We start from the raw sequence: 20,202 nt of genomic DNA on the forward strand, positions 1-20,202 counted from the left end.
CGGTTACTAGTAGTTCTACCGGTTCCGCCGCTTGTCTACCGCGACCCCGCCAATTTCCCAACCTATTTGTTCGGACTAATACCGATTATTGCTTTACCTGCCCCATGGCTTCGCTCCCCCGGTCCACCGCGAACGGCTCGGAGGTGGGCTTGACCGTGTGCACCGGGATCGCGCCGCCCATCGCCAGGTCCTCGTAGGGACGACCGGTCGAGCCCCAGGTCCGGGCGGTGACGTCGGTCTTGGCGACTTTGCTGCCCTTGGGCAGTCCGGCCACGGTGAGGATGAACCTGGGCGGGCTGCCGGCCTTCACGTCGTCCACGAACGTGCTGCCGCCGCCGAGCAGTTTGCCTGCCGCGTCACGCAGCAACGCGTTCACCACCAGGCTGCTCACCGGCAATTGATACGGATTCCCGACATAGCCGGTAATAAGGTAAGAGCCGTCTTTTTGGCGCATTGTCTGGACGCGCGTGATCGGGAACGACTGGAACGACGACGGGATGCGCGCGGCGGACCGCCACTGCGCCGGACGGTACTGGATGGTCACCTTCACCGGCTTCTCGGCGGAGGACGCCTGGCCGGTGAAGGCCAGGGAGCCGCCCGGCGGCACGGCGTCGAGCGGCTGGTCCATGCGCACCACCTCGGTGCCGGCGGCGTCGCGGCCCACGATGGTGGCCACCACGTGCTCACCGAAGTGCCACGGGTTGGCGTTGCTGAGCACGCCCGCCCAGTTGACGGCGTAACCGTCGGTGGACTTGGCGATGTTCGAGACCTGCTCCTTGAGAACGAGCGGCTTGAGCGATTGGGCTGGCTGGTCCTCACTTGAACAACCGGCGAGGCAGATCGCCCCGAGTGCGAGGAGGCTGACGGTTCGGCTACGCGGGATCACTTTGCCGTGATAACCCGTGCATGGGCACGGCTGGCAGATGACACGCGCCGGGCGTACCAACTCTTTAACGCCTGCGGACGACCCTCGTCTCGTCCCACACCGGCTCGGACGACTCATAGACCGTGCCGTCGGAGCCGAAGACCAGGAAACGGTCGAAGTCGGCGGCGAACCAGCGGTCGTGGGTGACCGCCATGACCGTGCCGTCGAACGCGTCGAGGCCCACCTGGAGCGCCTCGGCGCTGGCCAGGTCGAGGTTGTCGGTCGGCTCGTCGAGCAGGAGCAGCGTGGCGCCCGACAGCTCCAGCAGCAGGATCTGCAGCCGCGCCTGCTGGCCTCCGGACAGCGTGTCGAACCGCTGCTCGGCGATCAGCCCGGCCAGCTCGTAGCGGGCCAGCGTCTTCATGGCCTCGTTCTTGAGCTTGGCGTGCTCACTCATCACGATCTCGACCGGGGTGCGGCCGAGCAGGTCGGGCCTGGAGTGGGTCTGCGCGAAGTGCCCCGGGACGACCCGGGCGCCGAGCCTGGCCACGCCGGTGTGCGCGACGGGCTCGCCGGCCACCAGGCGCAGGAAGTGCGACTTGCCCGAGCCGTTGGAGCCGAGGACGGCGACCCGCTCGCCGTACCAGATCTCCAGGTCGAACGGGCGCATCAGGCCGGTCAGCTCAAGGCCCTCGCAGATGACCGCGCGCTTGCCGGTGCGGCCGCCGCGCAGGCGCATCTTGATGTTCTGGTCGGCCGGGGCCTGCTCGGGCGGGCCCGCCTCGACGAACCTGCGCAGCCGGGTCTGGGCCGCGTGGTAGGGGGCGGCCATGCCGTCGTTGTACCTGGCCTTGTTCTTCAGCATGTTGACCAGGGCCTTGAGCTTGGCGTGCTCTTCGTCCCAGCGCCTGCGCAGCTCGTCGAGCCGCTCGTTGCGGGCCTTGCGGGCCTCGGCGTAACCGGCGAAGCCGCCGCCGTGGATCCAGATGTTGCCCGACTCGACCGTGACGATGCGGTCGGCGGCGTTGGCGAGGAGCTGGCGGTCGTGGCTGACCAGCAGCACGGTCTTGGACGTCTCGCGGAGCTGCTGCTCCAGCCACTCCTTGCCGGGCACGTCGAGGTAGTTGTCGGGCTCGTCGAGCAGCAGGGTCTGGTCGGGGCCGCGCAGCAGCGCCTCCAGGACGAGCCGCTTCTGCTCGCCGCCGGACAGGGTGGCCACGTCGCGGTACTTCACCCGGTCGAACGGGACGCCGAGGGCCGAGACCGTGCAGGTGTCCCAGAGCACCTCGATCTCGTAGCCGCCGGCGTCGGTGTAGTCGCTGATGGCCTGCGCGTAGCGCATCTGCGCCTTCTCGTCATCGCGCTCCATCATCACCAGCTCGGCCGCGTCGAGCCGCTCGGCCGCCTGCCGCACGGCCGGCGGGGCGACGCCGAGCAGCAGGTCGCGGACGTTGCTCCCGTCGCGCACGTTGCCGATGAACTGGCGCATCACGCCCAGCCCGCCGGAGCTGGTCACGCTGCCCTCGACGGGCTCCAGGTCGCCCGCGACCAGGCGCATGAGCGTGGTCTTGCCCGCGCCGTTGGGCCCGACGAGCGCGGCCTTGACACCGTCGCCGATCCGAAAGGAGACGTCGTTGAGCAGGGGCCTGCCGTCGGGCAGCACGTACGTCAGATGTCCTACTTCAACGTGGCCCATCCGGGCAGGCTACCGGCCGCCGGCGACCACCGGCACCCGGTTTTCGGCCGGTGATCAGGGGGCCCTGGACAGCAAGTGATCTAATGACTAGAACTGTACGGGACTCCCCCAGCCCCTAGGAACCGGTGATGACGCGATTCCGCTCCTCCCTCGTCCCCCTCGCCGTCGCCGTGCTCGGCCTGGTCGCCGTCCCGCAGCAGGCGTGGGCCGCGCCGCCCAAGCCCGTGCCTCCCTCGGCCGCCGTGGCGCGGGAACCGTCCGGGCCGGTGTCGGCGTGCGCGCCCACCGTGCGCGGCGCATCCGTGGACGCCCGGCTGACCAGCCTGTTCACCTCGTACGGCAACGACAACAGCCGCCTGGACGACTGGACGGGAGCCGACGGCACCTACTCGCTCCGGCTGCCCAACGGCCGTGAGCTGTGGGTGTTCTCCGACACCTTCCTCGGCCAGGTCAACGCCGACGGCTCCCGGCCGCCCGTCGTCGAGGAGGGCGGCAGCACCGTCTTCCTGAACAACTCCTTCGCCGTCGAGCGGGACGGGCGGCTGTCCACCGTCCACGACGGCACGGCCGCGAAGCCCGAAGCCGTGATGCCGCCGCGCGACGACAAGCACTGGTTCTGGGCCGGGGACGCCACGCTGGCGGGCGGCCTGGTCGAGGTCACCTACCAGGAGTACGAGCGGTTCGGCTCCGGCGCGTGGGACTGGCGCTGGCACCGCAACGTGGTGGCCAGGTTCGCGCCCGGCCGGCTCGACCAGCCGATCAGCGTGCACGACCTGCCCTCTGGCCACGGCGTCTCCTGGGCCTCCGGCCTGCTGAAGGACGGCGGCTACACCTACGTGTACGGCGTCGAGGACCTCGGCTCGGCCAAGTACATGCACCTCGCCCGGGTCAGGGGCCAGAGCCTGCTGGGCATTTGGGAGTTCCGCACTGCCGACGGCTCGTGGTCACCGGACGAGACCGACTCGGCCCGGATCATGGGCGGGGTGGCGAACGAGTACAGCGTCACCCGGGTCGGATCCGGATATGTCCTGATCACGCATGACACCACCGAGGTGCTCAGCCCCAACATCGTGGCCTACTCCTCCTGCTCGCCCACCGGCCCCTTCACCGGCAAGCAGCACGTCTACACCACCCCCGAGACCAGCGGGAACGTCTTCACCTACAACGCCCACGCCCATCCCGACGTCGCCGGGAACGGCCTGGTGGTCTCCTACAACGTCAACAGCTTCGTCAACACCGACCACTACCGGGACGTGTCCATCTACCGGCCCAGGTTCCTGGATGTGACGTTCGGGTGAGGCGCAACTGGGCGGCGCGCCTGCGGCACCTCACCCTCGACGGGCTGCGGGCGGTCACGCTGGAGAACGAGCGGCTGCGCGTGACCGTCCTGCCGGACAAGGGCGGCGACGTGGTGGAGTTCCTGCACAAACCCACCGACACCGACTTCGTCTGGCTCTCCCCGCAGGGCCTGCGCGACCCGCGCGACCACCGTCACGGCGCGGCCGACGACGTCGCCCAGTTCGTCGACCACTACCAGGGCGGCTGGCAGGAGGTCTTCCCCAACGGCGGCGCGCCGAGCGAGTACCGGGGCGCGCGCCTGGCCCAGCACGGCGAGGTCGCCGGGCTGCCGTGGTCGTGCGAGGTGGTGGCCGACTGCGAGGAGAAGGTCGCGGTACGGCTCGCCGTGCGGACACGGCGGCTGCCGTACCAGGTGGAGAAGGTGTTCCGGCTCCGGGCGGGGACCGCCGCGCTGGAGGTCGAGGGGCGGGTGACCAACGAGGCGGACCTCGCGCTGCACGCCATGTGGGGCCAGCACATCGTCTTCGGGGCGCCGTTCCTGCGGGCGGGCGCGCGGATCCGGCTGCCCGAAGGCGTGCGGGTGATCCCGCACGCGGCGCCGATCGGCCCGGCCGGGCGCCGGGTGCGGGCCGGCGGGCCGTGGCGGTGGCCGGTGGTGCCCGCCGACGGGGGCGGGGAGACGGATCTGAGCGTGGTGCCGGAGCGGGGCGGGCCGAGCGACATCGTCTACCTCACGGGTTTCCCGGCGGGTTGGTACGAAATTTCAGGGGATATCGGTATCCGGGTGGAGTGGGATGCGACGCTCCTCCCCTGCCTGTGGATGTGGCAGGAGCTCGGCGCGTCCACCGGCTATCCCTGGTGGGGGCGGGCCTACACGCTGGGGCTCGAACCGTTCGCCGGCATGCCGACCGACGGCCTGGCCGCCGCCGTGGCCAACGGGAGCGCCCTGTCGCTCGGACCGCAGGAGACCAAGGTGTCGAGATGGCGCGCGGAGGTGCTGGCGTGAGTGAGTTTTCCGGCAAGGTGGCGCTGGTCACCGGCGGGTCGATGGGCATCGGGCGGGCGGTGGTCGACCGGCTGGCCGACGGCGGCGCGAACGTGGTGTTCTGCGGCGTGGACGAGACCGCGGCGCTCGACAGCGAGCACGTCACCGGCGTCGTCGCCGACGTGCGCCGGGCCGGCGACATGCGCGACCTCGTGGAGCTGGCCGTGACCAGGTACGGCGGCCTCGACGTCGTCGTCACCTGCGCCGGCGTCCAGCGGTACGGCACGGTCGAGGACACCCCGGAGGAGGTGTGGGACGAGGTCATGGACGTCAACCTCAAGGGCGTCTACCTCACCTGCAAGGCCGCCGTGCCGAGGCTCAGGGAACGCGGCGGCGGCTCGATCGTGGTCATGTCGTCGGTGCAGGCGTTCTCGTCGCAGGCGCAGGTGGCCGCCTACACCGCGAGCAAGGCCGCCCTGAACGGCCTGACCAGGGCCATGGCGCTCGACCACGCGGCCGACGGCATCCGGGTCAACGTGGTCTGCCCCGGCTCGGTGGACACCCCCATGCTGCGCTGGGCGGCCGACCTGTGGCGGGGCGACCTGTCGCAGGAGGAGCAGGTCGAGCAGTGGGGCAAGGCCCACCCGCTGGGCCGCGTGGGCCGTCCCGAGGAGGTGGCCGAGCTGGTGGCGTTCCTGGCGGGGCCGCGTTCGTCGTTCATCACCGGGGCCGAGCACCGTGTGGACGGCGGCCTGCTGGCCCGGAACCCGGCAGCGCTCCCCGACTAGGTCGAGTAAGTCCCCAGTCGCCTCCCGAACCTGGCAATCGTTGCGTCAATGCGGCGAAGTGCCAGGTGGTGAGCCTGGTAACCAAGTTCTCTGCGTGTATTCGAGGGCGGGTCCCGAGCCCCCTCACAGCACGCTTGGTACGGGTTCCGAAACGACTCACCGATCTAGGAGAGACCTGTGAGGCTCACCAAGAAGGCCGTCGGCTTCATCGCCGCGGCCGCGCTGTTCACCGTGGTCGTCCCGGCTGCCGCGGCGGAGGCCAGCCCACGCTCGACGTGCTACGGCGGCCGCGTCTGCCTGTACGCCGGTTTCGACTACAACCGTGGCCAGAGCGACCACTGGCGCGACTTCACGGCCGACGACTCCGACCTGGCCGACAACAACTGGCTGAACTGGGACTTCAGCAACACCTGGCACAGCATGGACAACGAGACCAGCTCCGTCAGGAACCGGGTCGGCTGCAGCGCCACCCTCTGGCAGCACGCCGACTACACCGGTGCCCACAGCACCTTCACCCACAACTCCAACGACGGTTACCTGTCGAACAACGCCATCGGCAACAACCGCACCAGCTCGATCGACATCTGGTGCCGCTGAGAAATAACGGGAGTGCCGGTTTCCGGGCTTGGCCGCCGGAAACCGGCTGTCGCGGCCTCCTCGCGGGCGCGCTGCTGCTGTCCGTCGCGGCCTGCGCCGCCGGCGAGCCCGTACGCGAACGGCCCCCGGCGGGCGTGACCTCGGTGTCGCAGCTCGTGTTGCCGTTCGACGCCTACAAGCCGACTCCCGAGCAGCGGGCCGTCCTGGGCAATGCCCACAACCACCTGGTCGCGCGGTGCATGAGCCGCCGCGGCCTCACCGTCACCCCACCCGCGGAGGACGCCGCCGAGCTGGCGGCGATCGACCCGGGCAACTCCCGCCGCTATGGCGTCGTGGACACCTCGGCCGCCCAGCGGTACGGCTACCACCTGGCCAGGCCCCCGTCCCCGGACACCACCGGCTCCTGGGTCAACAAACTGCCCAAGCACACCCGCCACCGCCTGTACGGCACCGCCGCCGACCGCGGCTGCCTCGACCGCGCCTCCGCGGAGCTGGAGGGCGGCACCCGCCAGGCGGACTGGCCCTGGCTGGGCCTGCAGGACTCGCTCACCCTGGAACAGGCCGCCAAGCACGGCGGCGTGGCTGCGGCGACCAGGCGCTGGCAGTCGTGCATGACCCAGGCGGGACACCCCTACCCGGACCCGGAGTCGGCCATCGCCGACTCCCGCTGGAACCTGGAGAAACCGGACGTCAGCGAGGAGGAGAAGCTGACAGCCGTCGCCGACACGACCTGCAAGTGGGCTTCGGGCCTGGTCGCCGCCTGGTTCTCGGCCGACGCCGAGCTTCAGCGCGCGGTCATCCGGGACAACCGGGAACGCTTCGACGCGCTCGCGGCCAGCCTGCGGCAACGGCTGGAGCGCGCCTCACGCCTGCTGTCCGAGCACGAAGGCCGCCAGGTCGGCTGACTGGCGCAGCCTGCTGGGCTCGTGGGCGTACATCATGTGGCCGGCCTCGTAGTACTTGAACTCGACGTTGGCCGCCAGCTCGGCGGGCACGGGCAGGTGGGCGAAGGTGTGCTCGGCCGCGTAGTACGGCGTGGCGCCGTCGTGGTAGCCGCAGGCCACGTGCACGCGCAGGTGCGGGTTGGTCCGCATGGCGGCGCCCAGCCGGTCGGTCACGCTGAGGTGCACGCCCTCGAACTCCTTGTACGACCACGGGTGCACCCGCGAGCTGAGGATCTCGTAGGGCAGGTCGTTGGCGTACTCCAGCTCGGTCCGCAGGTAGTGGTTGAGCGCGGCGCTGTAGGGGCCGGTGATGGCGTTGCTGCTCGGGTCGGAGACGAAGTGCTCGCGCCCGCCGTCGGGGTCCCAGCCGGTGAAGCGGCCGTCGAGCCTGCCGACGGTCAGCCGGCGCTCGCGCAGCAGCTCGGTGAAGAAGCGGATGTGCTCGATGCGCAGGTCCACGCGGTCGACGTAGTCCTCGGAGAGGCCGGACAGGGCCGCGACCCTGGAGACCGCGGCGGCGCGCTCGCCGGCGGTGAGGCGGTTGCCGCGGGCCAGGGCCCACGGGTAGTCGCGGGAGGCGTACTCCTCGGCCTCGCGCAGCACGTCGGCCAGCGGGCGGTCGCCGTGCAGCCCGTGGTAGTGCGCGATGGCGGCATAAGTCGGTAGATAGAGGGCGTAGGCCACGTCGTTACCCACGTTGAACTCCACGGTCGCGTAGTCGAGCACCGAGGAGATCAGCATCACGCCGTTGAGGTACATGCCGTACCGCGACTGGAGGTGGTCGGCCAGCCCGGCCGCCCTGACCGTGCCGTACGACTCGCCGGCCAGGAACTTCGGCGACATCCACCGCGCGTTCCTGGTCGTCCAGAGCCGGATCACCTCGCCGACCGACTCCACGTCGCCACTGAACCCGTGGTACGGCTCCGCCTTCTCGCCCTCGACCGCCCGCGAGTAGCCGGTGGACATCGGGTCGATGACGACCAGGTCGCTGACCTTGAGCAGGGTCTCGTCGTTGTCGGCCAGCGCGTACGGCGGCGGCAGGAGCGCGCCCGCGTCCCCCATCACGACCCTGCGCGGGCCGAGGATGCCGAGGTGCAGCCACACGCTCGACGACCCGGGCCCGCCGTTGAAGGCGAACGTGACCGGCCTGGTCAGCGGGTCGGCGTCGTCGAGCGTGTAGGAGGTGAGGAACACCTCGGCCTTCGGGCGGTGGCCGTCGAACGTGCCGTCCGTGAACACCTCCTCGCGCACCACCATGGTTCCGGTCGTGGCGGTGTATCCCTGGCCGGTCGGCAGGGCGTGCCGGGTGGTGACCAGGTTGTCGGCGGGCTGCTTCGTCTGTACTTCGTCGGACATAGCGGCCAATTATGGGGCAACGTCCACCGAGATCGCGGGGTCGGCGAAGCGCTCGTTCGGGACGGTGGCGTACCAGCCGGGACGTCCCGGGTCGCGGTCGTAGGGATAGCCGCCGGTCTCCCGGTACAGCTCGGCGTAGCGGGCCACGCGATCCGGGTCGAGGCGCACCCCGAGCCCCGGCCCGGAGGGCACGGCGATGGCGCCGTCCGCGTACGGCAGCCGGCCGCCCTCGATCACGTCGTCGCGCAGCTGGTGGTAGTGGGCGTCGGCGGCGTAGGTGAGGTTCGGCAGCACCGCGCCGAGGTGCAGCATGGTCGCGAGCTGGATGCCGAGCTCGCCCGAGGAGTGCACGGCCACCCCGATCTGGAACGTGTCGCACACCCCCGCCGCCTTCACGCACGGCCGGACCCCGCCCCAGAACGTCGTGTCCAGCAGCACCACGTCGGCGGACCTGCGCAGCACGTTGGAGGCGAGCTGCTCGAAGTTGACGACCACCGTGTTGGTGGCGAGAGGCACCCTGACCTGCTCCCGGACGGCCCTGAGCCCCTCCATCCCCCAGACGGGATCCTCCAGGTAGTCGTTGTTCAGCCCCTCGATGGCCCGGCCGAACCGCAGCCCCTCGGCCACCGACAGGACGGCGTTGGGGTCGTACCTGAGCCGGTCGTCCGGGAACGCCTCGGCCAGGGCCCGGTAGCACTCCAGCTCGTAGTCCGGCGGGAAGACGCCGCCCTTGAGCTTGTGCACGGTGAACCCGTGCGCCTGCTTGAGCCGGGCGGCGTGCTCGACGAGCTGGCCGGGGGTGCGGATCTCCGGGTGACCGTCGGCGGCGTACCGGAAGAACAGGTAGGAGGCGAACGGGACCGTGTCCCGCAGCCGCCCGCCCAGCAGGTCGTGGACGGGCACGCCGAGGTGCTGGCCGACGAGGTCGAGGCAGGCGAACTCGACGGCGGCGAGGAGCTGAGTGCGGTTGTTGTAGAGCGAGGCGGTCGGATTGGCGATCTTGAAGCGCAGCGCCTCCAGCTCGAACGGGTTGTGCCCCTTCAGGTACGGGACGAGCGCCCGGAAGGCCGACTCCGCGCTCTCGCCGCCGCCGCCCATCTCCCCCAGGCCGACCAGCCCGTTGTCGGCCTCGACCTCGACGATCGTGCGCACGAACCGGCCCCAGTGGGCGCCGTTGCTGTGCCGCAGCGGCGCCTCCAGCGGGACGGCGACCGTCGTGGCCCGGATGTCAACGATCCTCACGCGCGCTTCCCTCCGACGACGGCGACCCCGCAAGCGGGCAGCCGGACCTCGACCGGATCCCGTCCAGGGACCGTGACCGTCGCCGTCACCGGCTCGGCGGCCAGCGACTGCAGCCGGACCACCTGCTCCCCGTCCACCCGGCCGATCGAGGTGATCAGCACGTCGGGGTGGTCCACCGAGGCGTAGGTCTCGGTGGCCCCGGGACCGCCGGTGATCAGCGCGCCGACGAACGGCTCGGTCAGCCCCGAGGCCGCCGCCGCGCCCAGCCTGCTGCCCTTGACGCCGGCCGCCGACGTGACGGCGTACCGGAAGGTGGTCTCGCCCTGCTGCTGGGCCGGGAAGTTGGTGTCCCAGATGTTGTTGAGCGCCCAGGAGTAGACCGTGCCGTCCTCCTGGTCGAGCGTGGGCGGGAACGGCGCGTACGGCATGTGGATGGTGCCGAGCTGCACCAGCGGCGCTTCCAGGGTGGCCCAGGCGACGGTCAGCTCGGGGTCCTCGAAGGCGATCCAGTGCCTGATCGGCAACATGTACTCGGCCGAGCCTGGCACGCGCGGCACGCCGGGGCCGCCGACCCCGCCGGTCAGCTCCCAGGCCGTGGCCGGGCCCGTCGCGAACGGGAACGCCAGGAACACCGCCTCCTTGGCCGGGGTGCCCTGCTTGGCGAGCTGGTAGGTCAGGTCGAGCCTGGGGACGCCCCGGTGCAGCTCGATCGTGGTGCGCAGCCAGTCGACGCCCTTGCCCTGGAGCTCGACGACCAGCTTCTCGCCGACCGCCGTGCGCAGGGCCCTGACGATCGTCGCGTTGCGGGCGACGGCCCGGTCACCGAGGAGCGTCCTGTCGTGCGCCCCGACGTGGCCCGACAGGTGGTTGAAGTGCGGGGCGGTGGCGTAGCGGTCGTAGACGTACTGGCCGAAGCCGGCGGCGGCGTCGCCGTTGACCAGCTCGCGGCCGGCGGACTTGTCGAAGATCGAGCTGATGTAGCCCTCGCGCACGTCGTAGGCGACCCGGTAGAACTCGTTCTCGATCACGCCGTCCAGGTCCGGCTCGACCGGCTCGGGGGCCTGGCCCGGCCCGCGGACGACGTCCAGCCGCGCGTAGCCGAAGCCGGGGACGGCCGGCACGACCGCGTGGACGTGCCGGCCGATCGGGCGGGTCGGCCAGTCGTCGGGATCGACGTACTCCTCGTGGTGCGGCACGGTCTCGCCGGTCCTGGCGTCGACCAGCGCGATCGGCACGTCCACGGCCACCACGTCGCGTGGCAGGAACGCGCGCACCACGTCGGTCCGCGCCCTGGTGCCGGGGTTGAAGACGGCGAAGGAGGCCAGGGCTCGGCCTTCCGCGTCCGCGTCCGCGCCCGGCAGGGCGGCGACCTCCGCGTCCGGGGTCGAGAGGGCGGCGGCGAAGCGGCGGGTGGCGGCGTGCAGCAGGTCGGAGGCGTCGTCCTGGGCCTGGTAGGCGCCCGATGACTTGCGGGTCCACTGCAGGCCGCCGGAGTCGCCCGCCTCCTCGGCGTCCTCCCATGGGTTGGCCGCGCCCCAGGTGTGCTCGTTGAACAGGGCGACCTTGTCGTACGCCTCGTCGATCTGGTCCGTGGCGTCCGCGCCCGCGATCGTGTGCAGGGTCTCGGCGACGCGCAGGGCCGACTGGGCGCGGCGCACGTAGCCGAGCGGGCGGGCGCCCGAGCCGAGCCCGTCGGCCCACCAGTCGGTCCAGTCGCCCTCGTGCACGGCCAGGCGGTCGTGGTAGCGCTCCTCGACGTGCTCGAAGAAGTCGCTGTTGACCGCCGAGCGCAGGCGCGGCCAGGCCCACGTCTCGTTCCACCGGCGGGCGATGGAGGCGGGCACGATCGACGGCCCGGCGTTGTCCGCGTGCGCGCCCTGGACCCGCAGGTGCAGCACGTCCAGCTCGTACGGCTCGCGCGGCGCGTCCGGCCCCTGCCACCCGAACGTCCCCGGCCCGTACGGGTAGCCCCGCGTGGCCAGCGCCGACAGGTAACGCGGCAGCAGGTCGTCGGCCAGCTCGTAGGAGTCGGTCAGCCCGACCGTGTTGCCCTCCATGTACGCCATCCCGTGCGGCGTGTCGGTGAACCACACGAGCAGCTCGTTCCCGCTCGGCGCCCGCCACCGGAACGGCCTGGTCAGCTTGTCGCCACCGTGCAGGTACGGCACCGACCGCCCGGCCCAGTTGTGCGCGGCGGCCAGGTAACGCACGCCGGCGGCGTTGAGCGCGTCCACCAGCCCCACGACCGCGCCCGGCACGTCGGTGTGCATGGCGGACCTGGTGGCGAAGCCGTACCGGTCCTGGAGCTGTGCGGTGAAGCGGAGCTGGCGGTAGAGCTCCTCGGTCGAGCACGCCTCGGTGTGGAGCTGGAACGGCAGCGCGGTCACCTCGATCGCGCCCGCCCTGGCCAGCGCGGCGAACGACTCGACCTGCTCAGCGGGCCGGGCGTCGAGCCATTTGAGCGCGGGCATCGACGACTCGACCGTCCAGCGGAACCTGGCGTCGTCCGGCCAGGAGGCGGTCTCCTCGGCCAGCCGCAGCGCCGCGTCGAGATAGTCGAGGTGGTGGCGGAGCACGGTGCCCTGGGGGTCGGTGTAGCCGATGTCCAGGTGCGAGTGGTGCACGACGAACACGCTCCACTTGCGCTGCGGGGTGACCGTGACCTGCGCGCTGCCGACCACGCCGGCGTCGTCGCGGCACTCCAGGGTGAGCGTGCGCGGCGCGTCCACCTCGGGCACCAGCAGCGTCACGTCCGTGCCGGAGGCGCTGTCGACGCCCACCAGCACGTGGGTCAGGGGTTGCGTGCTCGACACCCTGACCGCCTGGCGGCCGTCGTGCGTGAACAGCGGCAGCACCGCGACCCGCACCTCCAGCCCGCGCGCGCTGATCACCGGTGTCGAGGTGTCGTTGCGCAGCGCCTGCCTGATCCCGTCGTAGTCGGGGCTACCCAGGCTCCGCTGCAGCAACCGGCTCGTCATCTAAACACTCCCTAGGGACAGGCCCCGTGCGAAGAGGCGCTGGGTTGCCAGGAACAGCACGACCGTCGGCAGCGAGACCACCAGGCCCGCCGCCAGGCCGACGGGGACCGGGGTGCCTGCGTAGACGTCGGTCATCAGCCCGGCCAGGGCGGTCATGACCGGCCGCACGCTCTCGCTCTGGGTCAGCGTCAGGCCGAAGATGAGGTCGTTCCAGATGAAGGTGAACTCCAGGATGAACACCGCCGTCAGCGCGCTGAGCGAGATCGGCAGGTAGATGCGCCAGAAGATGCGCCACGTGGACGCGCCGTCCATGCGGGCCGCCTCGAAGATCGAGAACGCGACCCCCGTGTAGAAGTTGCGCAGCACGAACGCGGCCAGCGGCACGTTGATCGCGGTGTAGATGAGGATCATGCCGAGCCTGCTGTCGTACAGGCCGGCGTCGCTGTAGCCGACGAACAGCGGCACGAGCAACATCTGCGACGGGAACACGGTGCCGCCGAAGATCAGCAGGAACCACCAGAACCCGTGGCGCAGCCGCAGCACCACGATCGTGTAACCGGCCAGCGCCCCGATCACCACGCCGAGCAGCGGCGAGACGACCGCGTAGAGTGCGGTGCTGGCCAGGCTGCCGGTCAGGTCGGCGCTGTCCAGGGCGCGGCCGAAGTTGTCCAGCAGCGCGAAGTCGCCGGACGGCACCCACGCGCTGCCCGGGTCGTACGAGGCCGCCGGCCTGGAGGCGTTGACCACGAGCAGGTAGGTCGGGCCGAGCCAGATCAGCCCGAGCACGATGAGCACGATGCGCCGGATCATCGCACCTGCCTCCTCAGGTAGAGGTAGGAGGCCAGCCCGGTGACCACGGTGAGCAGCACCGCGACCGCCGAGCCGTAGCCGTAGTCACTGGCCACGAACGTGTCGCGGTACATGGTCACCGCCAGCGTCTCGGAGTTGCGTCCCGGGCCGCCCTGCGTCAGCACCCACACGATGTCGAACGTCTTCAGGCTCGCCACCAGGGCCAGCCCGACCACGACCGCGGTCAGCGGGCGCATCAGCGGCCAGATCACGTGCCGGAACAGCCGCCAGCCGGAGGCGCCGTCCAGGCGGGCGGCCTCGATCGGCTCCTTGGGGATGGACTGCAGGCCCACGACGAACAGCAGCGTGTTCACGCCGAGCTGCTGCCAGGTCCACACCAGCAGCATGGCCAGCGTGTTGTCCGGCGCGACCTGTAAGAACGCGGTGTCCACGCCGAGCAGCCGGTTGGCGATCCCGTCGTGGGACAACACCGGGCTCCACACCATGGCCAGGCCCGCGCCGCTCAGCGCGTACGGCAACATGAACGGCACCCGGTACCAGGCGCCCCCCTTGATGTCGTAGGACAGCACCGCGACCAGCAGGCCGAGCCCGACCGGCAGCACCATCGTGCCGGCCACCCAGATGAGCGTGTTGCGGGTCGAGGTGAGCAGCGCGGGGTCGTCCAGCAGCTTGACGAAGTTGTGCACGCCGACCCACGCCGGGGGCTCCAGGCCGTCGTAGCGGGTGAGGCTCAGGTAGGCCGTCCACAGGAACGGCGCGTAGAGCAGCCCCGCGACCAGCACGGCCGCGGGCGCCACGTAACCGTGCCTGAACCGGCCCAACATCGGGGTCCGCGCGCTCATCACTGATGCGTGGCCCAGTACTCGTCGGCGGCCTTCTGGATGGTGTCCAGCACTTCCTTGTACGTGCCCGGCTCGGTGACGAACTTGCCGAAGCCGTCCAGCGCGGCGGTCAGCACCGGCGGCGGCGTGGCCTCGAAGTAGCGGTTGACCAGGCGGTACTTGCCGCCGCCCGCGTCCTTGGTGACCGCGCCGAGCGCTTCGTCGGCGATCTCGACCTTCGGGTTGGCGCTCACGTCGCCCCTGGTGGTGGCCCACTTCTTCTGGGCGTCGGCGCTGGTCCACCACTTGAGGTACTTCATGCTGGAGTCGGGGTCGGCCCCCTTGGCGAGCGAGCACAGCGGCCCGCTCTCGAAGATCATCGAGGTCTTCGGCAGCGCGGGGTTGACGTTGGGGATGACGAAGAATCCGTAGTCGGTGCCGGACTTCAGGTCGCGCTGCGTCATGCTGGTGCCGAACCAGGTGCCGAAGGAGACCATGGCCGCCTTGCCGGTCTTCATGACGTCCCCGGGGTCGGTCTTGTCACCCGGGTTCATGAAATATCCGGCGTCGATGAGCGACTTCCACTTCTCCATCACCTGCACCACACCCGGGTCGGTGTACTTGGCCTGGCCCGTGGACAGCCGGTCGTACAGGTCGGGGTCGGAGCCGGCCAGGAGCTGCTCGAACCAGACGAAGGAGAACAGCACGCTGGTGTGGTAGAAGGCCTTGACGCCGTTCTTCTTCAGGGTCTCGGCGGCCTGGACCAGCTCGTCCCACGTCTGCGGGGGCTTCAGGCCGTACTTGTCGAAGATCTTCTTGTTGTAGAACATGCCCCAGTAGGCGACGTTCATCGGCACGCAGTACTGCTTGCCGCCGATGGTGTAGTACGGGGCGAGGTCCTGCGACAGGTCGCCCGCCTTGATCGCCTCCTGCCAGACGGCCGTGGTGTCGGCCACCTGCTTCTGCTTGACGATCTCCGCCAGCATCCCCCCGGTCTGCCAGGTGAACAGGTCGGGCTTCACGTCCGTGCGGAACGACGCCTTGATGAAGGCCTGGTACTGCGCGGAGTCGGTGTATCCCGTCGGCTTCATGCCCAGGCCGATCTGCTGCTTGGACAGCGCGCCCATCTCGTCGAAGTATTTCGTCCAGGCGCCCTTGTCGTTGTAGAGCGTCAGTTCGGTCTTCTTCTTCGGCGCCTCGGCGCTGTTGCCGCCGCAGGCGGTCAGGACCAGCGCCGCCACGCCGAGCGTGGCCACACGTGACCGGAACATGGCCGGCCTCCTTGCTCTTTCGGGGGGACTTGCTCTATCTGGGTGGCAACCTCTGTTCGACGACGGTCCGGACGTCGACCAGATGGGCCCGCATGCGCGCCTGTGCCTCGGCGGCGTCACGCGCTTCGATGGCCTCCAGGATGGCCAGGTGCTCCTCGTAGTCGCGGCGCCGGTCGTCGAAGATCTGCAGGATCTCCCGCTGCTCCGGCCCGTGGACGGTGAGCAGCGAGTCGACGACCTCGTGCAGCACGCTGTTGCCCGCCATCCGCGCGGTCGCCCGGTGGAAGGACATGTTGGCCTCGTGCAGCTCGGCGTCCTCGCCGCGCAGGTGCCGGCCGGCCTGGTCGAGCACCCGCTTGAGCGCGGCCAGCTCCGCGCCCTCGGCGTGCTCGGCGGCCATGGCGGCCAGCGGCGGCTCGATCACGATCCGCGCCCCGAGCAGTTCGAGGAGCTGGGCGGCGTGCATCTCGCGCATGTTGGGGTTGGGCAGCACGAGCCGCTCGATGTCGGCGCCGACGTAGATGCCCGAGCCGTGCCGCAGCTCGATGGCTCCGGTGGCCTCCAGCCTGCGCAACGCTTCGCGCAGCGTCGGGGTGGTGACGGCGAAACGCTGGGAGAGCTCCCTGGTGGAGGGCAGCCTGTCGCCCGGCCGGTGCCCTCCACTACGGATGAGCTCCAGCATGCGCTCGGTCAGAGCGTCGGAAAGCGTCGGCCGCGCAACCTCGGACATATCAAGTGATCTAATCACTTATTCCGACGCGCGTCTACGCCGACCGGGGATCTCCCCCGATCAGCGCTTGAGCAGGTCCTTCATCAGGTCGATCTGCGCCTTGCGGGACGCCTGCACCTGTGCCGCCCACTCCTTGACCGCCGGGTCCGCGCCGGAGGCCACCTCTGTGTCCGCCATCCTGATCGCGTCGCCCTGGTGTGTGATCAGCAGGGTCATCAGGTCGTGCTCGAAGGACTTCGACTTCTTCAGCGCCCTGATCTGCTTGCGGTCGGTCTCCGGCATGCCGCCGTGGTGGTCGTGGGCGCCGGAGGCGGCGGTGAGCGGCTGTTCCCAGGCGTACAGCCAGCGCAGCATCATCTCGACCTCGTCCTGCTGCGTGCTGGCCACGGCGGCCACCAGGATCCGGAGCTGGTCGTCGGTGGCCCGTTGACTGCCGAGCTTGGCGATCTCTATGCCCTGGCGGTGGTGCTGCACCATCATCTGCACGAACATCACGTCCTGGGCGTTCACCGGAGGAGCCTGGGCCCCGGCCGCCCCGCAGGCGGTGGCCAGCAGGAGGCCCAGGGCCGCCAGGACGAGCTTCAGGGCGCCGGATCGGGGGGTAGCGGCCACTCTGCGCGCCTTCCATTAAAAAGGAAACCTTCCTAAGAGTTAGACGATTTCCCCCAGGCGCGCAAGGGCCCCTGTCAAGGGGGCGGAACGCCGGCGCGGCGGGTCGGCATCAGGCCGACCCGCCGCCGTCCGCTCCGGTCTTCAGGACGCCGCCCCGTCCCGGCCGGCCGCTCCGCCGAAGACCTCCTTGACCAGCCGCTGCACGACCTCCTGGAACGCCGCCGCCTGGGACATCGCGGCGTCGTCCACGTAGGTCACCGAGGCGGTCAGGGTCTTGCGGCCGTCGGGCGTGCTGAACATCAGCGCCGCCGAGCCCGAGATGCCGCCGTTGTGCGTGATGAGCGTGCCGCTGTCGGGGTCCGCGTCCTGCACGAACACGCCCAGGCCGTAGCCGACCTTGGGGTGCGCGTCGCGCATCTCGGCCAGCAGCGAGGGCGGCAGGAGCCGGCCGCCCATCAGCCCGGAGATGAACGTGTGCAGGTCGCGGGTGGTCGAGATCATGTCGCCGCCGGTGGAGATCCAGGAGGGGTTCTGGCGGGTGACGTCGACCGTCCTGTCCTGGCCGTCCTCCTCGTAGCGGTAGTAGGCGTGGGCGTGCGGCCCGGCGATCTCCGTGTCGGTGTCCGGCACGACGGTGTCCGGCAGCCCGAGCGGCTCCAGGACGCGCAGCCGCATCTCCTCGGCCAGCGGACGGCCGGTGACCTTCTCGATCAGCAGCCTGGCCAGGACGTAGTTGGTGTTGGAGTAGCTCCAGTCCGTCCCCGGCTCGAAGCGGGCGGGCTTGGACAGCGCGAGCCGTACCAGCTCCTGCGGCTGGTAGGTCTTGAAGCGGTTCTCCACCCACTCCCTGCCCGACCAGACGATCCCCGGCACGACGGTGCCGTCCTCGTAGTACTCGCCGGTGAAATTGAACACGCCGCTGGTGTGCTGCAGCAACATCCGTACGGTGATCCGCCGGTCCAGCCCGAACTCGGGCAGGTGGTCGTCCACGACATCGTCCAGGCCGATCACGCCATCGGCCACGAGGCTCAGGACGAGGGCCGCGGTGAAGGTCTTGGTGACGCTGCCGACCCGGAAGCGCCCGTCCGTCGGCGGCTCGGCGAGGCCGCCCAGCTCGCGCACCCCGGCGCTGCCGACCCACTCGCCCCGCTCGTCGTTCACCCGCAGCTGCACGCCGACGAAACCGGCGTCCACGATCTCCTGGAGGATCTTCTGCAGCTCCGGACGCTCGGCCACGTCGTTCACGGAAACGCTGTCGTTCATCATGATTCATACGCCTTTCAGAGCTTTCGGGCCGCATCCCCCGAACCGGTGATGGTTCAACCATCCCCGGCCGCGCTGACACCGGACCGTCGCCGTCCTGACGCGCCCGCTGACGCGGCGTCCCCCGTACGGCTACCGATGGCTCCGGTGCACGGTCTCCGGCCCCACCACCCGCAGCAGCTCCAGCGCCTCGAACGTCTTCGACCCGGGCGGCGGCGTGAAGATCAGCAGCCGCTGGTCCTCGGCCGGAGCCAGCAGCACCTCGTAGTCGAACTCCATCGCGCCGATGGCCGGATGCCGGACCCGCATGCGGCTGCCGCGGCGTACCGCGACCTCGTGCCGTTCCCACAGCGAGACGAACTCCGGGCTGGCCCGACGCAGGCGCTCGACCAGGGTCCGGGCCGGCTCGTCGTTGCCGCGGCGGACCACCGCCGCGCGCAGGTCGGCCACGTGCAGGCGGGACCGTTCGGCGCGCTCCTCCTCCGGATAGGCCTCCCGCCTGAACGGGTCGGTGAACCAGCGCCACACGATGTTGCGATCGGGCGCCTCGGTCGTGCAGCTGCACCCGAACAGGGACTCGGCCATGGCGTTCTGCGCCAGCACGTCGCCCAGGTCGCTCAGCACCTGCGCGGGCGTCCCGACGAGGCGGTCGAGCAGGTAGAGCAGGCTCGGCTTGACGTGCTCGCCCGCCCGCGGCCCGGCCGGCGGCCGGTGCCCTGCCAGCAGGTAGAGGTGGTCGCGTTCGTCGCGCGTCAGGCGCAGCGCCCGCGCCAGCGCGCCCAGCAGCTGGGTGGACGGCTGCGGGCTGCGTGCCTGCTCCAACCGCATCAGGTAGTCGGCCGACATGCCCGCGAGCTGAGCCACCTCCTCCCGCCTCAGCCCCGGGGTACGGCGACGCGGCCCCGACGGCAGCCCCACCTCGCCGGGCAGCAGCCGCTCCCGCGAGCGGCGAAGGAAGTCGGCAAGCTCCGTACGATCCATGAGCCCATCCTGCAATACCGCGAAATATCGCAGTCCAGGACTGTCTGTCCTAGGGAATCCGGTCCGCTCCTCATCCGCACCCCCGGCTGGCACGGTGGCGCCCATGACCCGACACCTGACCGTCTCCGGGACCCGCCTCGCCTACCGCACCGTCGGCGACGGCCCCGGCCTGGTGCTCCTGCACGGCACCGGCCCGGGATCGTCGACCTGGGACGGCGTCGCCGAGCGCTTCGCCGACCGCAACACCGTGATCCTGCCCGACCTCGGCGGCAGCGACCTCGCCGAGGACGACGGCGCCCCTCTGACCGTCGAGGGCCTGACCCGGCAGCTCGCGGCCGTCATCGAGGACTCCGGCAAGGCCCCCGTGGACCTGCTCGGCTTCTCCCTGGGCGCGGTGGTCGCCCTGTCCCTCGCCGCCACCCGCCCCGAACTCGTCCGCCGCCTGATCCCGCTCTCAGGCTGGGCCCACACCGAGGACGCCTATCTGCGCACCGCCCTGCAGACCTGGCTCGGCCTGGCCGGCAACCCGGACGCCTTCGCCCGCTTCGCCATGCTGACCGCCTTCAGCCGCCGCTACCTCAACTCCCTCGCCCCCGAGGATCTGGAGAACCGGGCGACGTACTTCCGGCCGCACCCCGGCCGCCTGCGCCAGATCGACCTCGGCCGCCGCGTCGACCTCCGCCATCTGCTGCCCGGCATCCAGGCGCCCACGCTGGTCGTCGGCGCCGCCCATGACGGCCTGATCCCGGTGGAGAACGCCCGCGAGCTCCACGCCGCCATCCCCGGCAGCTCCTACCTCGAACTCGACACCGGCCACGTCTCCAGCGTCGAACGCCCCGACGACTTCGTCACCCTCGTCCGCGACTTCACCGCCTAATGGGAGCTACCGTGGCTGCTGATCGGGCAGACTCGGTGCCTGGTAGCCGCTGGTGAGTGAGCACTCTCGCCGCCTGGATCTTGAATC

The 20,202-nt window shown here is 70.6% G+C and carries 18 protein-coding genes; 6 read left to right on the forward strand and 12 right to left on the reverse strand.

Annotated elements, in window-relative coordinates; translation table 11 throughout:
- Positions 1 to 85: 85 nt before the first annotated feature.
- Both ABZ459_RS26690 and ABZ459_RS26695 read right to left on the reverse strand, forming a co-directional pair.
- Entirely contained in the window at positions 86 to 886 is an 801-nt protein-coding gene (locus ABZ459_RS26690) for a hypothetical protein (protein ID WP_357975402.1), read from the reverse strand.
- A gap of 64 nt (positions 887 to 950) precedes the next feature.
- Positions 951 to 2,561, reverse strand: coding sequence for an ATP-binding cassette domain-containing protein (locus ABZ459_RS26695; protein ID WP_357975405.1), 1,611 nt, complete (start codon positions 2,559 to 2,561; stop codon positions 951 to 953).
- A 128-nt stretch (positions 2,562 to 2,689) separates the two neighbouring features.
- Between ABZ459_RS26695 and ABZ459_RS26700 the strand changes: the two genes are divergently transcribed.
- The 5 genes from ABZ459_RS26700 (at position 2,690) to ABZ459_RS26720 (ending at position 7,135) form a co-directional block, all read left to right on the forward strand.
- Complete coding sequence (locus tag ABZ459_RS26700) at positions 2,690 to 3,859, forward strand: DUF4185 domain-containing protein (RefSeq protein WP_357975408.1); 1,170 nt, start codon at positions 2,690 to 2,692, stop codon at positions 3,857 to 3,859.
- The gene (locus tag ABZ459_RS26705) at positions 3,856 to 4,866 is read left to right on the forward strand and encodes a DUF4432 family protein (RefSeq protein ID WP_357975411.1); all 1,011 of its coding nucleotides are present in this window, start codon (positions 3,856 to 3,858) and stop codon (positions 4,864 to 4,866) included. Before ABZ459_RS26700 ends, ABZ459_RS26705 begins: the two co-directional genes overlap by 4 nt.
- Positions 4,863 to 5,633 carry a glucose 1-dehydrogenase gene (locus ABZ459_RS26710; protein WP_357975414.1) on the forward strand — a complete coding sequence of 257 codons (771 nt, stop codon included), beginning with the start codon at positions 4,863 to 4,865 and terminating at the stop codon, positions 5,631 to 5,633. The genes ABZ459_RS26705 and ABZ459_RS26710 overlap by 4 nt, the downstream gene beginning before the upstream one ends.
- Positions 5,634 to 5,810: 177 nt before the next feature.
- Complete coding sequence (locus ABZ459_RS26715; RefSeq protein WP_357975417.1) at positions 5,811 to 6,230, forward strand: peptidase inhibitor family I36 protein; 420 nt, start codon at positions 5,811 to 5,813, stop codon at positions 6,228 to 6,230.
- Positions 6,221 to 7,135, forward strand: coding sequence for a hypothetical protein (locus tag ABZ459_RS26720; protein ID WP_357975420.1), 915 nt, complete (start codon positions 6,221 to 6,223; stop codon positions 7,133 to 7,135). Before ABZ459_RS26715 ends, ABZ459_RS26720 begins: the two co-directional genes overlap by 10 nt.
- Here the strand turns inward: ABZ459_RS26720 and ABZ459_RS26725 are convergent.
- The 10 genes from ABZ459_RS26725 to ABZ459_RS26770 all read right to left on the reverse strand — a co-directional run bounded on the left by ABZ459_RS26725 (position 7,094) and on the right by ABZ459_RS26770 (position 19,238).
- Positions 7,094 to 8,530 (reverse strand): peptidase S10, encoded by a 1,437-nt coding sequence (locus ABZ459_RS26725; protein ID WP_357975423.1) that lies wholly within the window; start codon positions 8,528 to 8,530, stop codon positions 7,094 to 7,096. The genes ABZ459_RS26720 and ABZ459_RS26725 overlap by 42 nt on opposite strands.
- Before the next feature lie 9 nt (positions 8,531 to 8,539).
- Positions 8,540 to 9,772, reverse strand: a complete 1,233-nt coding sequence (locus tag ABZ459_RS26730; RefSeq protein ID WP_357975425.1) for an enolase C-terminal domain-like protein — start codon at positions 9,770 to 9,772, stop codon at positions 8,540 to 8,542.
- On the reverse strand, positions 9,769 to 12,750 hold the full coding sequence (locus ABZ459_RS26735) for a hypothetical protein (RefSeq protein ID WP_357975428.1): 2,982 nt from the start codon (positions 12,748 to 12,750) through the stop codon (positions 9,769 to 9,771). The genes ABZ459_RS26730 and ABZ459_RS26735 overlap by 4 nt, the downstream gene beginning before the upstream one ends.
- A complete protein-coding gene (locus ABZ459_RS26740; RefSeq protein ID WP_357975431.1) occupies positions 12,751 to 13,560 on the reverse strand; it encodes a carbohydrate ABC transporter permease in 810 nt (269 codons plus the stop codon).
- Positions 13,557 to 14,402, reverse strand: coding sequence for a sugar ABC transporter permease (locus ABZ459_RS26745; RefSeq protein ID WP_357975433.1), 846 nt, complete (start codon positions 14,400 to 14,402; stop codon positions 13,557 to 13,559). The genes ABZ459_RS26740 and ABZ459_RS26745 overlap by 4 nt, the downstream gene beginning before the upstream one ends.
- Positions 14,402 to 15,652, reverse strand: a complete 1,251-nt coding sequence (locus ABZ459_RS26750) for an ABC transporter substrate-binding protein (protein ID WP_357975436.1) — start codon at positions 15,650 to 15,652, stop codon at positions 14,402 to 14,404. Before ABZ459_RS26750 ends, ABZ459_RS26745 begins: the two co-directional genes overlap by 1 nt.
- Before the next feature lie 34 nt (positions 15,653 to 15,686).
- Entirely contained in the window at positions 15,687 to 16,382 is a 696-nt protein-coding gene (locus ABZ459_RS26755) for a FadR/GntR family transcriptional regulator (RefSeq protein WP_352318565.1), read from the reverse strand.
- A gap of 60 nt (positions 16,383 to 16,442) precedes the next feature.
- Positions 16,443 to 16,994, reverse strand: a complete 552-nt coding sequence (locus ABZ459_RS26760; protein WP_357975439.1) for a DUF305 domain-containing protein — start codon at positions 16,992 to 16,994, stop codon at positions 16,443 to 16,445.
- A 141-nt stretch (positions 16,995 to 17,135) separates the two neighbouring features.
- Complete coding sequence (locus ABZ459_RS26765; RefSeq protein ID WP_357975442.1) at positions 17,136 to 18,260, reverse strand: serine hydrolase domain-containing protein; 1,125 nt, start codon at positions 18,258 to 18,260, stop codon at positions 17,136 to 17,138.
- 129 nt (positions 18,261 to 18,389) lie between these two features.
- On the reverse strand, positions 18,390 to 19,238 hold the full coding sequence (locus ABZ459_RS26770; RefSeq protein WP_357975445.1) for a helix-turn-helix transcriptional regulator: 849 nt from the start codon (positions 19,236 to 19,238) through the stop codon (positions 18,390 to 18,392).
- Positions 19,239 to 19,341: 103 nt separating this feature from the next.
- On the opposite strand from ABZ459_RS26770, the gene ABZ459_RS26775 reads away from it, so the two are divergent.
- A complete protein-coding gene (locus ABZ459_RS26775; RefSeq protein WP_357975448.1) occupies positions 19,342 to 20,115 on the forward strand; it encodes an alpha/beta fold hydrolase in 774 nt (257 codons plus the stop codon).
- Positions 20,116 to 20,202 lie beyond the last annotated feature (87 nt).

The sequence above is a fragment of the Nonomuraea sp. NPDC005692 genome (genome assembly GCF_040631115.1).
Lineage (GTDB): Bacteria > Actinomycetota > Actinomycetes > Streptosporangiales > Streptosporangiaceae > Nonomuraea.